Origin of the sequence: Leclercia adecarboxylata, assembly GCF_006874705.1 — a bacterium.
Classification (GTDB): domain Bacteria; phylum Pseudomonadota; class Gammaproteobacteria; order Enterobacterales; family Enterobacteriaceae; genus Enterobacter; species Enterobacter adecarboxylatus_C.
The window spans coordinates 626293-639577 of the sequence record NZ_CP035382.1; the positions used below are offsets into that span (position 1 = coordinate 626293).

Here is a 13285-nt window from a genome sequence, read left to right on the forward strand (position 1 = left end):
TTAGCTATTCTTATCAAACACACTCACTGGAACCCGACAGATGATGACGACTCTCGAAATGCCATCTGCACTTTCCAGTTCGCAGCGCCGCTGCCAGGTTCTGTTGATGCTCTATGTGCCAGGCTTTCGCGCCACCCTGCAAAGCATCGGTGAAATCAACGGTGTCGATGATGCCCTCTGCCGGCAGGATATCGACGAGATGCGCATGGAGATCCAGCGCTATCACCAGCTCGACATTGCGACACAGCATGATGGCTGCTACCTGCTGGAAGGTAGCCACCTGAACCAACGCTTGTGCCTGCTGCACTGGTTGCGCCGGGCGTTACGCCTCTGCCCCCACTTCGTCGCGCAGCAGTTTACCCCATCTCTGAAAATCGCGCTAAAGCAGCTCGGCATCGCCCGCACTTTATATGACGATACCAACCTGCGGGCGCTGATTAACTTTTGCTCCCGCCGCCTGCAGCGCCAGTTTGAATGCCGGGACACGCAGTTTTTGCAGCTCTATTTGCAGTACTGTCTGCTCCAGCACCAGCTGGGCCAGAGCCCCGAATTTTCGGTGGTTCAGCGTAACTGGACCCAGTCGCGCAGCGAATATCTGATGGCGCAGGAGATTATTCGCCACTGGCAGCGCCGCGTGGCGCAGGCGCCTCACGCCGATGAGCAACCTTTTCTGGCGCTGCTGTTTATGATGCTCCGCACGCCGGATCCCCTTCGCGATACGCACCTGGAAGATGACCGTCTGCGTCGCACCATCACCCGCATGATCGCCCGCTTTCATGGGCAAACCGGCATGCAGTTCAGCGACGAGCAGGGGCTTATCGATCAGCTCTATATTCATCTGGCGCAGGCTCTTGACCGCTCGCTGTTTGGCATCGGCATCGACAACAGCCTGCCCGAAGAGATCCATCGCCTCTATCCGCGCCTGATGCGTACCACCCGCGAGGTGCTGTTCGAGCTGGAGGCGGAGTTTGGCCTGCGGTTTTCTGAGGAGGAGTCGAGCCTGGTGGCGGTGATCTTTGGCGCCTGGCTGATGCAGGAGAACGATCTGCATGAAAAGCAGGTGGTGTTACTGACCGGGGAGGATAAAGCCTGCGAGGAGTTGATTGAACAGCAGCTGCGGGAGCTGACCCTGCTGCCGCTGAACATTCGCTATGTGACGCTACAGGCCTTTCAGAAGGAGGGGGCCCCGCGCGAGGCCGCCCTGGTGGTCACGCCCTATACCACCGCCCTGCCCCTGTTCTCGCCGCCGCTCATCCACGCCGTCGAGGCGTTGAATGCGCAGCAGCAGGAACATATTCGCGCCATGCTGGAATCTTAGCGCGCTGCTACCCGCGGACGCAGCAGAACCGCGGGCAGCGCCACCAGCGCCATCACCCAGAATACGCCGTGACCGAGATGCTGGTACAGGAAGCCGGCGAAGACGGTCATGATCGCAATACTGCCCCCCATTGCCACCGCCGAGTAGACCGCCTGGAGGCGGATCACATCGCTGCCTTCGCGCGCCGAGATATAGCGCATCGCCGCCAGATGGCACACCGTGAAGGTGCCGCAGTGCAGGATCTGGGCGACAATCAGCCACGGCAGTTCGGTGGTCCAGCCCATGATCCCCCAGCGGGCGATACCGCAGACGGCGGAGAGCAGGAGCAGATCCCGGGCGCCAAAGCGGCGGAACAGCCGGTTACTGAGGGCAAAGATGATTACTTCTGCCACCACGCCAAGCGACCAGAGATAACCGACCGCCGAAGCCGAATACCCGGCCCCCTGCCAGTAAATCGCGCTGAAGCCGTAGTAGGCGGCATGCGCCCCCTGCAACAGGCAGACGCAGGCGAGGAAACGCCAGCTCTGGGCCACCAGCGAGCGCCATGCCGGCCAGCCTGCGCTCTCCTGCTGACGGCTTTCGCCCTGCGGCATCACCGATGGGCGCAGCAGCATTCCGAGCAGCATCGACATAATGCCCAGGCTCAACAGAGCCAGAATGGCGCGATAGTCGTACAGGCTCACCAGCTTGCCCACCAGCGCCGAGCCAATCACAAAGGCGATCGAGCCCCACAGCCGCACCCGGCCATAATCCATGGTGATCTGCTTCTGCCAGGTATTGGCCAGCGCGTCGGTCAGCGGCACCAGCGGCGAGAAGAAGAGGTTGAAGCCCACCATCACCACCACCAGCCAGGCAAACTGCTGGCTGACCCAGAATCCCGCCATAAACACCAGGGTGAGCAGGGCCAGCACGCGCACGGCTTTGATTAACAGGGAGGGATCGCTGACGCGCGGCGCAATAAGCAGGCTACCGAGAAAACGCGCCACCAGGCCCGAGCCCAGCAGGACGCCTATCATCTCCGGGGTGAGGCCGATTCCCTTGAGCCAGACGCTCCAGAAAGGCAGAAAAATACCGTAGCTAAAAAAGTAGGTGAAGTAGCTGAGCGCCAGCCAGCGTGTGGAATGCAAAACCATGAATCCCTCCCGTTTTGGAGGCGATAGTCTGGCGGTAAAAACTGACTGGCGCAAGCGGGTATTAACCGCTTATTAACAACCACCGACGGCGCTTTCGACGGCAATCTTCATCGCAAACTGGGTGCTGTCGCCGGGGCGTAAAACCACCAGCCCAGGCTGTCCGGGCATGTTGTGGGCGTTGACCGGATGGCTCTGCGGCTCGAGGCATAAGAATGATTTACCCGACATTCTGAACAGCATCAGCCAGGGAGTTTGCGCGGTAATTGTGATACTCATCACATCACGTTGAATGGTCGCCACGCCGTTCCAGCCGGAATAGCCGACATTCAGCCAGCCATCGCTCCCCTGCTGCGCCGTGCTGAAATCGATATCCGGCGGGACAGGGCTCTGCCACGCCAGGGGTAAATGGTGCTCCCCTTCCGGCCAGTAGCCGCTGGCGGAAAATTGCAGGCGGCTGCGGGCATCAAAGTAAAACCACGGGTGAAAGCCCAGGCCATACAGCATCGGCTGCGTGCCGAGATGGGTGAGCATCAGTTCCGCCCACAGCACGTTTCCGCGCAGCTGATAGCGCAGCACCGCCTGATAATCAAAGCCGCACGCATGCTGGCGGCGCAGGGTGAGCACACACTCCGTCTCCGTGCGTGACTCCACCTGCCAGAGTGCCTGCCAGCCATCCCCGTGCAAGAAGAAACGCTCGTCCACCGGGCTTTGCGGCAAAACGATCTCCTGTCCCTGAAAGGCAAAGCGATTGCCTGCCACCCGGTTAGCCAGCGGCACCATCGGAAACAGCGCGCTGTCCACCTCGTCCCACAGCACGGGCTGCCCATGCGTGTGTGAGAAGAGCTCCTGCAACCCGCCGCCCTGCGGATTGACGCGCATCCGCAGATGCGCGTTTTCTATCAACAGCGTCGCCATCAGTGCGCGCGCCCGGCATCCGCCGTCGCGGTCACTTTGCTGTGCTGTTTCTCCAGCTGCTCCTCCAGCGCCTCCAGCGTTACGCCTTTGGTTTCCGGGACCTTACGCAGGATGTAGAGATACCCGGCGGCGCAGATCACCCCATAAAGCAGGAAGCTCCCCGCCGCACCCAGCCCGGCATTGAGCAGCGGGAAGGTGTAGGTCAGCAGGAAGCAGGCGATCCATAGCGCCAGCGTCCCCATCGACATCGCCAGACCGCGCACACGGTTGGGGAAGATCTCCGACAGCAACACCCAGGTCACCGGGGCCAGCGTCAGGGCATAGATGGCAATCGCCGCCAGCACCAGCAGCAGAACCGGCCAACCCATGATGTTCATCGCGTAGGCGCTGGCAATCAGCACGTAGATGATGGTCAAGCCAGATGCGCCCAGCAGCATCAGCTTGCGGCGGCCAATCTTGTCCACCAGCGGCAGCGCCGCCAGGGTAAAGACCAGGTTGATAATGCCGGTCGCCACAATCGACTTCAGGGTATCGTTGATATCAAACCCGGCGGAGGCGAAGATCTCCTGGGCATAGTTGAAGATGACGTTGATCCCGCACCACTGCTGGAACATCGCCAGCACCATGCCGATGATCACAATCGGTTTGACCTGCGGCTGCAGCAGGGTGGAGAACGCCACTTTCTGGGTGTCTTTTTCCAGGGTGTGGGCGATCTCTTTTAAAGTCTGGCTGGCGTATTCCGGGGTGCCAATACGCTCCAGCATGGCGCGGGCACGATCCGGCTTACCGGCCTTCATCAGCCAGCGCGGGGATTCAGGAACAAAGAACATCAGCACCAGGAATGCCAGGGCCGGAACCAGCTCGGCACCGAACATCCAGCGCCAGCCGGTTTGTCCGTTCCAGGTCTGGACGATGGCCTCCTGGGTCGCCCCAGGCGCCACCGGCTCGGCGATCATCAGGTTAATCAGCTGCGCCGCCAGCACACCCACGACGATGGTCAACTGGTTGATGGCCACGAAGCGACCGCGCTTATCCGCCGGGCTGACCTCGGCGATATAGAGCGGGCTGAGCGCGGAGGCGATGCCAATCCCGACCCCGCCGACGATACGATAGACCACGAACATGTCAAAGCTGCTCGCCACCGCCGTGCCCCACGCCGAGGCGCTGAACAGCACCGCCGAGAGGATCAGCGGCCATTTGCGGCCAAATTTATCGGCACACCAGCCGGAAACCAGCGCCCCGAAGATACAGCCCACCAGCGCCGAACTCATCGCCCAGCCGGACTGCGCCGGATCGGTGATCGAGAACCAGGCTTCATAGAAGGGCTTGGCCCCGCCAATCACCACCCAGTCGTAGCCGAACAGTAAACCACCGCAGGCGGCGACCAGACAAATTGTCCAGACGTAGCCCATTTTCAGTTGTGTCTGCGCACTATTATTCATGTTGATTCCTCTTTAAGGGAAACGCAGGGTACAGAGGGTTAACAGGTGGGTCTCCCCACCTGCAGGTCAGTTAATGGAAAATACCGGTGGCTTGCGCATGCTGGATCAGATGCGCTTTGTCATGAGCCGGATGGAGCGCCAGTAAGGCACCCAGCTGGCGTTTGCAGGCCGCCAGGTCACCCAGCCCGGCATGGCCCAGCGCCTCAATAAACAGGCAGTGCTGCTGATGCTGCTGACCGGCTGGGGTATCCAGCACCACCAGATCCGGCAGCGAGACCGCAAAGAAATCGGCTTCCGGGACGTCGTCACGATGCGCCTCCACCCAGGCCAGGAACCCCTGGAAGTGGCGCTCCGCCGCGGCGCTGTCACCCAGTTGGCGCAGAGCTATCCCCTGCCAGAACAGGTAATCCGCAGGCTGATCGTTGTAGTAGCGCCCGGCATCGAGGGTCGAGCCCCCCTGTGCTGCCCGGGTAAAACAGCGCTGCGCCTCGGCATGCGCATCGCTGCGGGCATGGCAGTAGCCCAGCAGATACCAGATATCGTTATCGGTCTGCCCGGGCAGACGCCCCTCCCCCAGGTTATGCGGATAGTGCAGCGCCGCCTGCAGCAGGGCCATCGCCTCACGGAACTCGCCACGGGCGATGTGCTGCAACGCGCGGTGCTGCTGGTTGAGCAGATACTGCCCGGTCACCTTACCTTCGCCGCCTTCCCACGGATGGAACTGACGCGCCTGAAGCACCTGCGCCGCAGCGTCGTAGCGCCCGGAACCGTTCCACAGGCTCAGCAGTTCCGCGGTCAAATCATCGCGCTTCAGCGCCACTTTCTCTCGCTCGGTAAGCATGGCGAGGCGTTTCGCCACCGGCTGGCCGGTGAGTTTATGTAGATAATCGAGCTCAAACAGGAAGCGCGGGTTATCGGGCTCCAGCTCCACGGCGCGCTGAAGATGCTGCTCGGCCCGCGCCAGGCTGTGCTCTTTGTTCCAGGCGTAGATACCCAGCAGGCGGTGCGCCGGGGCAAACTGCGGCTCCTGCTCGAGGGTGGTTTGCCAGCACAACACCGCCTCGTCGTAACGGCGCTTGCTGTACCAGAAGCAGCCCAGCAGATAGCGGGCGAACGGATCATCCTGCAGGGTTTGCAGCATCTGCACTTCATCCAGCGCGTTCGGGAAACGTACCCGGTTGGCCTCACAGCGGCGCGCGGCGGCAATGTAGCGGGCGCGCGTGGCGGGTTCGTCGCTTAGCGCCGCCAGCCAGAGCTGAGGCAAGGTCTCCTGGCTATCGAGCAGAGCCAGCATGTCGCGGGCCGCGTCGCGCATACCCATTGAGATCAACCACCCCGCCAGCAGACAGGCATTGGCCCCGCGACGGCCGGTGACCTGTAACAGCTGATCACGCGAAGCTTCATCCCGGCTAATAGCCCAACGGGCATAGTGCAGGGCGTAGCTCAGGGGATGGGTTTGCAGGCAGCGATCGATATACGCCTGCGCCGCTTGTTCACCCTCAACCTCTGCCAGAGCGAGGGCTTTGAGTCCCATCGCCAGATTGTTACTGGCATTGATCCCGAGGCTGATGTCGACTTTTTCCAGCGCGTCAGCATAATTCCCGCGCTTTATCGCCAGCCGTGCCAGCGACCAGAACGCGGCATCGCGGCAGTTTCCACTCCAGGAGGCTTTGTAGTAGTGATCCCAGGCGGCATCGTCATCCCCCTGACGCTCCAGTGCCGTCGCCAGCAGCTGGCTGGCTTCGCCATCGCGCGGGTTCTTATTCAACTTATGCGCGCGGACCAGCGCGGCTTCGGCGCAGCGCTGCGCCAGCGCCCAGTCGGCGCGGTTGAGTGCCAGGGTGCCCAGCGCCACGTTGTTGCGATAGTCGTGGGCATCCAGCTCCAGCGCGCGGCGGTAGTAATCTTCCGCATAGCGGCTGGCGTGGTTGTACTGCTCCAGATGCTGACCAATAAAATAGAGTTCATCGCTGTTACCGATCGCTTCCGGCATGGCGGGCGCGGTGGCCGGGTCCGGCAGCGGGGTCTCTTCGGCGATATGCTCCTGGTAATGCAGCAGGGTGCGGCCCAGGTTGTCTTTTACGCTCAGGGTTAAGCGCTGCGGCCACTCATCTGCCAGCGCCTGCTGCCAGCTTTCGCCCGGCATCAGGGTCAGCTCCGTCTCCCACACCGGCTTACCGTCTGCGGTCAGTTCCAGGCGCACGCTCTGAAGCGGAGCGATGGCGTAAAGGCCGAGGTGCAGCTGCTGCTCACGGCGTTCCAGCTTCAGCGCCAGCTGCGTGCTGGCGTTGTGCACCTGCCCCAGCTCGCTGTAGGGCAGGAAGTTCTGCACGAAGATTTTCTCTTCATAAGGTGCAAGCCAAGTGAAATCAGGCTGGTTGTCGGTGAAGACGCCGGTCATCAGCTCGATATAGGGGCCGTTTTCATCGGTCAGATTACGATCCCAGGCGCGACCGAAATCGTCATGGCCCCAGGACCACTGTTTTTTCCCGGGGGAGACGTGGTGGTCGGCGACGTGCAGCAGGCCGCCCCGCTCGCCGTGATGGTATGCGCCGACAAAGTCGTAGTCCGATTTTTCCGCCATGTAAGAGGTCGGGACCGGTACGTTTTTGTAGCGCGAGATATCCACACCCGCGGAATAATCGACCTTATAGTAGGTGCCGGTGGCAATCGGGAAGGCCGAGACCGCGCGCTTACCGTGGTCAAACACCGCAGTGACGTCCGGCGGGAAGACGCTCTGATGATCGTCCCCACCCTTCACCGCCGGGTTGGCCCACCACAGGAAGTGGCGCGGCGTGGCGTTGCCGTTGAAGACTTTGCCAGTGATCTCAATCAACGCCCGGTCCGGGTAGAGCGTAAAACCGGTCATGACCTGCAGGCCGCGCATCGGCTCGGCCTCGCCCAGCCAGACGGTCTGCGCCCCGCTCTCCTGGGTCTGGATGGTTACGTCGACCGGCATAAAGGTGGTCGGGCGATGGTGCTGCGGCCAGTTAAATTCGATCCCACCGGAGATCCATGGCCCCAGCAGGCCCACCAGCGCTGGTTTTACCACTTCGTTGTAGTAGACGAAATCACGCTGCTGGACTTTGTCATACGCACGATGAATACGTCCGCCCAGCTCCGGCAGCAGCATAATGCGGATGAAGTCGTTTTCCATCCACACTGCCTGGTAATCGCGCATTTCGCGGATCCCGGTCAGGGTATCGGTCACGCCGTAGGGATAAACCGCGCCGGAGGAACCCTGGTACACGCGTTTCTCGAGGAACATCGGGTTGGTATCTTCTGCGCCGGTGGTCCACGTCGGTAATGCCACGGTCTCCCGCCAGACCTTCACTGCTCCAGACATATTCACTCTCCAGTAAACAAATAACAGTAAAAAGCGATAAGATGGCAGTGTAGAGGGGAATTCAGCGCGCGGATTGCGTAATGCTCACGCAATACTATTAACGGAGTTTAGTGAAATGCAGATAGCCGGTCTCAACAACCAGCGGGTGAGGCAGCATAACCGCCGCACGATCATGGCGCTTATCTGGCGCTACAAGCGCCTGAGTAAATCGCAGCTGGCCCAGCACACCGGGCTGTCGATCCCCGCCGTCAGTAAAATTCTCGATGAGCTGGTCGCCGACAAAAAGCTGCAGCATTCCACTGAAAACCTCAGCACCCGTGGGATGAACAGCGGCCATTATCAGATCCCCGATATGGGCCCACTGATACTCTGCATGAATGTCAGCCCCACCAGCATTGAGAGCCAGCTGATCGACGGATGCATGTCACCACTGGGTGACTTTCTCTGGACAGACGTCAACGCCCGCACGCCAGAGGCGCTGTTGCAGGCCATCGAAAGCCTGTGGCAGCAGCAGCGCAAACGATGGCCGGGGCAGCGGATTAATCTGGCGCTCGGGATCCACGGCCAGGTGGACACCGCCACCGGGGTTTCGCAGATAATGCCCCAGGCACCCTGGAAAAAACCGATCGAAATTAAGTATCTGCTGGAAGAGAAGCTGGGCATCACGGTAATGGTGGATAACGACTGCGTGATGCTGGCCCTGGCGGAAAAATGGCAAAACCCGGCCAACCGCGACGATTTTTGCGTGATTAACGTCGATTACGGCATCGGCTCCTCGTTCGTTATTAACGGCCAGGTCTATCGCGGGACGCTGAACGGCAGCGGGCAGATTGGCCACACCATTTTCGATCGCGACGGCGTGGCCTGCGCCTGCGGGCGATACGGCTGCCTGGAGACGGTCGCCTCCCTGTCGGCCCTCAAAAAACAGGCGCGACTGTGGCTGAAATCCCAGCCCGGCTCCCTGAGTCTCGACCCGGACACCCTCACCAGCCTGCAGCTGCTTGACGCCTGGTGTCAGGGGGATGCCAATATTCAGCGCTGGGCAGACGAGGCCGCCAACGCCATCGGGTTGACGCTCTACAACCTGCTCAACATCCTCAACATCAATCAAATCTGGTTTTATGGCCGCAGCTGCGCCTTTGGCGAACGCTGGCTACAGACCATTAATCGTCAGATTGGCTATACCCCTTTCGATCAGGGGGATGCAGTGCGTAACCGGCAAACGGAAATCGCCTTTGGCGGCTTAACCCGTCAACAGCAGATTATCGGCATCGGCTATCTGTTTGTGGAGGAGACGCTTGCGGCAGGCTAACGGGAACATGCCGGAGTCAGGCAAATTTACATCACCCTCATGCCTGAATTATGAAGAAAACCTGAATGGCGGGCCGGCATTTTGTGTATTAGCTTTAAGATAAATCCCACCCACAACGAGCCTGCCATGAACACACTACGGTATTTCGATTTTGGTCAGTCCCGGGCGCTGATCCTGCTGATCGCCCGTATCGCCCTTATCCTGCTGTTCATCATATTCGGTGTGCCAAAAATGTTCGGTTTCGACGGCACGGTGCAATATATGGCGAAGCTGGGCGCCCCGATGCCGATGCTTGCAGCCATTGTGGCGGTGATCATGGAAGTCCCCGCCGCGATCCTGATCGTGCTCGGCTTTTTTACCCGTCCGCTGGCGGTACTGTTTGTCTTTTATACCCTGGGTACGGCGGTGATTGGTCACCACTACTGGGATATGAGCGGCGACGCGGTGATGCCCAATATGATTAACTTCTTCAAAAACATTAGTATCGCCGGCGGGTTTCTGCTGCTGGCGGTGGCCGGGCCGGGCGCTATCTCCATCGACCGCCGTTAGCCATAAAAAAAGGCCGCATACGCGGCCTTTTTGTTCTGCGAAGCAGACTTATGCGTAAACCGGGAAGCGCGCACAGATATCCAGTACTTTGGCTTTCACGCGTTCGATAACGGCTTCGTCATTGATGTTGTCCAGCACGTCACACATCCAGCCAGCCAGCTCTTTCACTTCCGCTTCTTTGAAGCCGCGGCGAGTCACAGCCGGGGAACCGATACGGATACCGGAGGTCACGAACGGGCTCTTCGGATCGTTTGGTACGCTGTTTTTGTTGACGGTGATGTTGGCGCGGCCCAGGGCAGCGTCAGCTTCTTTACCGGTCAGGTTTTTATCAACCAGATCCAGCAGGAACAGGTGGTTTTCAGTCCCGCCGGAGACCACTTTGTAGCCACGGTTCAGGAACACTTCCACCATCGCTTTGGCGTTTTTGGCAACCTGCTGCTGGTAAACTTTGAACTCAGGCTCCATCGCTTCTTTCAGCGCCACGGCTTTCGCCGCGATCACGTGCATCAGCGGGCCACCCTGCGCGCTTGGGAAAACGGCAGAGTTCAGTTTTTTATACAGGTCTTCGTCACCGCCCTTCGCCAGGATCAGGCCACCGCGTGGACCCGCCAGGGTTTTGTGGGTGGTGGTGGTGACCACGTGAGCGTGTGGCACCGGGTTCGGGTAAACGCCTGCGGCGATCAGACCGGCAACGTGCGCCATGTCGACGAACAGGTATGCGCCGATGCTGTCTGCGATTTCACGCATTTTTGCCCAGTCAACTACGCCGGAGTAAGCGGAGAAGCCACCGATGATCATCTTCGGCTTGTGCTCTTTGGCCTGCTTCGCCATGTCTTCATAGTCAATTTTACCGGACTCATCAATACCGTAAGGGATGATGTTGTACAGTTTACCGGAGAAGTTAACCGGGGAGCCGTGAGTCAGGTGACCGCCCTGCGCCAGGTTCATACCCAGAACGGTATCGCCCGGCTGCAGCAGCGCGGTGTAGACCGCGAAGTTAGCCTGAGAGCCGGAGTGCGGCTGCACGTTAGCGTAGTCTGCGCCAAACAGCTCTTTGGCACGGTCGATCGCCAGCTGCTCAACGATATCCACATACTCGCAACCGCCGTAGTAGCGCTTGCCCGGGTAACCTTCAGCGTATTTGTTGGTCAGCTGAGAGCCCTGCGCCTGCATCACGCGCGGGCTGGTATAGTTTTCGGAGGCGATCAGTTCGATGTGCTCTTCCTGACGTACTTTTTCCTGCTCCATAGCCTGCCACAGTTCGGCATCATAATCGGCAATGTTCATTTCACGCTTTAACATCCGCATCTCCTGACTCAGCTAACAAGTAAATTTTTGCCTGAAAAAGGCAGTCCAGTTGGACGACGGGCAACAGTATAACTGATTAGCAGAGTGATAACAGGTCTTGACAAACGATTTTACGCAAACGTTTACCTGCCCGCCACGCAAGGGTTTGAGGAATAACGCTCTCGCCCTGTAAAGTGGATTTCTTTTCAGGTTTGTGATGCAGTTAATTCAAGTTGCAAAGAACCATTTACAACGCAGGGTTATTTTTTATAAGATGCATCCAAAATACATCATTAAAGTAACATTTGAAGGAAGCTGCTATGTTAGACGCTCAAACCATCGCTACCGTTAAAGCCACTATTCCCCTGCTGGTCGAAACCGGTCCTAAACTTACCGCCCATTTTTACGATCGCATGTTCGCGCACAACCCGGAGCTCAAAGAGATTTTCAACATGAGCAACCAGCGCAACGGCGACCAGCGCGAAGCGTTATTTAACGCCATTGCCGCGTACGCCAGCAACATCGAGAACCTGCCGGCGCTGCTGCCAGCGGTGGAAAAAATCGCCCAGAAACACACCAGCTTCCAGATCAAACCCGAGCAGTACAACATTGTTGGCAGCCATCTGCTGGCCACCCTGGATGAGATGTTCAGCCCGGGTCAGGAAGTGCTGGACGCATGGGGCAAAGCCTACGGCGTGCTGGCTAACGTCTTTATCAACCGTGAAGCGCAGATCTACAGCGAAAACGCCAGCAAGAGCGGCGGCTGGGAAGGCACCCGCGCGTTCCGTATCGTGGAAAAAACCCCGCGCAGCGCGCTGATTACCAGCTTTGAATTTGAGCCGGTGGACGGCCAGCCGGTGGCCGATTACCAGCCGGGCCAGTACCTGGGCGTGTGGCTGAAGCCGGAAGGCTTCCCGCATCAGGAGATCCGCCAGTACTCCCTGACCCGTAAGCCAAACGGAAAAGGCTACCGCATTGCGGTGAAACGCGAGGACGGTGGTCAGGTCTCCACATGGCTGCACGACGAAGCTAGCGTCGGTGATGTGGTGCATCTGGCCGCGCCAGCGGGCGATTTCTTTATGGCGGTGGATGCCAATACTCCGGTGACGCTGATCTCCGCCGGTGTCGGTCAGACCCCGATGCTGGCGATGCTGGATACCCTGGCGAAATCGCAGCATCAGGCGCAGGTTAACTGGTTCCACGCCGCAGAGAATGGCGAAGTACATGCGTTTTCTGATGAAGTGAAAACGCTGGCTGCCGGTCTGCCGCACTTTACCGCCCACAACTGGTATCGCCTGCCTTCGGATGACGACCGTGCCGCAGCACGCTTCGACAGCGAAGGTCTGATGGCGTTAAGCCAGCATAAAGAGCAGTTCCACGCCCCGGAGATGCAGTTCTACGTCTGTGGTCCGGTAGCCTTTATGCAGTACGCCGCGGCCCAGCTCCTTGAGCTGGGCGTAAATAAAGATAATATTCATTACGAATGCTTCGGCCCGCATAAGGTGCTGTAATGCAAAAAGCCCCTCTCACGAGGGGCTTTTTTTTGCCCGGCGGCGCTGCGCTTGCGCGGGCCTACGGGTTCATTGGGCAGTGCTGCGTTAAATCGCGGCGTCGTCTTCTTCGCCGGTACGGATACGGATCACGCGCGACACGTCAAAGACGAAGATCTTGCCGTCACCGATTTTGCCGGTCTGCGCGGTGCGGATAATGGTATCCACGCAGGTCTCCACGATGTCGTCCGACACCACGATTTCAATTTTTACCTTCGGCAGGAAATCAACCATGTATTCCGCGCCACGGTACAGTTCAGTGTGGCCCTTCTGACGACCAAAGCCTTTCACCTCTGTCACCGTCATGCCGGTGATGCCGACTTCCGCCAGCGCTTCGCGTACATCATCCAGTTTGAAAGGTTTAATAATCGCATCAATCTTTTTCATGGTGGTCCTTAAACTTATGCCTGTCAGCTGCCTCGTAATCGGTTGC

10 protein-coding genes are annotated in these 13285 nt (G+C 59.2%); 4 read left to right on the forward strand and 6 right to left on the reverse strand.

Features of this window, described 5'->3' with window-relative positions; all coding sequences use genetic code 11:
• The first annotated feature begins 40 nt into the window (after positions 1-40).
• Positions 41-1318, forward strand: coding sequence for a stationary phase inducible protein CsiE (gene csiE / locus ES815_RS03955; protein ID WP_142486713.1), 1278 nt, complete (start codon positions 41-43; stop codon positions 1316-1318).
• Here csiE and ES815_RS03960 read toward each other — a convergent pair.
• The 4 genes from ES815_RS03960 to ES815_RS03975 all read right to left on the reverse strand — a co-directional run bounded on the left by ES815_RS03960 (position 1315) and on the right by ES815_RS03975 (position 8154).
• Positions 1315-2451 carry a 3-phenylpropionate MFS transporter gene (locus ES815_RS03960; protein WP_142486714.1) on the reverse strand — a complete coding sequence of 379 codons (1137 nt, stop codon included), beginning with the start codon at positions 2449-2451 and terminating at the stop codon, positions 1315-1317. The genes csiE and ES815_RS03960 overlap by 4 nt on opposite strands.
• Before the next feature lie 72 nt (positions 2452-2523).
• Positions 2524-3366, reverse strand: coding sequence for an aldose 1-epimerase (locus ES815_RS03965; protein WP_142486715.1), 843 nt, complete (start codon positions 3364-3366; stop codon positions 2524-2526).
• On the reverse strand, positions 3366-4808 hold the full coding sequence (locus tag ES815_RS03970) for a sugar porter family MFS transporter (protein ID WP_142486716.1): 1443 nt from the start codon (positions 4806-4808) through the stop codon (positions 3366-3368). The genes ES815_RS03965 and ES815_RS03970 overlap by 1 nt, the downstream gene beginning before the upstream one ends.
• A 70-nt stretch (positions 4809-4878) precedes the next feature.
• Positions 4879-8154 carry a DUF5107 domain-containing protein gene (locus ES815_RS03975; RefSeq protein WP_142486717.1) on the reverse strand — a complete coding sequence of 1092 codons (3276 nt, stop codon included), beginning with the start codon at positions 8152-8154 and terminating at the stop codon, positions 4879-4881.
• 115 nt (positions 8155-8269) lie between these two features.
• Here ES815_RS03975 and ES815_RS03980 point away from each other — a divergent pair, with 115 nt between their 5' ends.
• On the forward strand, positions 8270-9466 hold the full coding sequence (locus ES815_RS03980; protein ID WP_142486718.1) for an ROK family transcriptional regulator: 1197 nt from the start codon (positions 8270-8272) through the stop codon (positions 9464-9466).
• Positions 9467-9592: 126 nt separating this feature from the next.
• Complete coding sequence (locus tag ES815_RS03985) at positions 9593-10015, forward strand: DoxX family protein (protein WP_142486719.1); 423 nt, start codon at positions 9593-9595, stop codon at positions 10013-10015.
• Between the two features lie 48 nt (positions 10016-10063).
• Here ES815_RS03985 and glyA read toward each other — a convergent pair whose 3' ends face one another.
• The gene (glyA, locus tag ES815_RS03990) at positions 10064-11317 is read right to left on the reverse strand and encodes a serine hydroxymethyltransferase (RefSeq protein ID WP_142486720.1); all 1254 of its coding nucleotides are present in this window, start codon (positions 11315-11317) and stop codon (positions 10064-10066) included.
• A 305-nt stretch (positions 11318-11622) separates the two neighbouring features.
• Here glyA and hmpA point away from each other — a divergent pair, with 305 nt between their 5' ends.
• Positions 11623-12813, forward strand: coding sequence for an NO-inducible flavohemoprotein (gene hmpA, locus ES815_RS03995; RefSeq protein WP_142486721.1), 1191 nt, complete (start codon positions 11623-11625; stop codon positions 12811-12813).
• Between the two features lie 87 nt (positions 12814-12900).
• Here hmpA and glnB read toward each other — a convergent pair whose 3' ends face one another.
• Positions 12901-13239, reverse strand: a complete 339-nt coding sequence (glnB, locus tag ES815_RS04000; RefSeq protein ID WP_039029746.1) for a nitrogen regulatory protein P-II — start codon at positions 13237-13239, stop codon at positions 12901-12903.
• Positions 13240-13285: the final 46 nt, after the last annotated feature.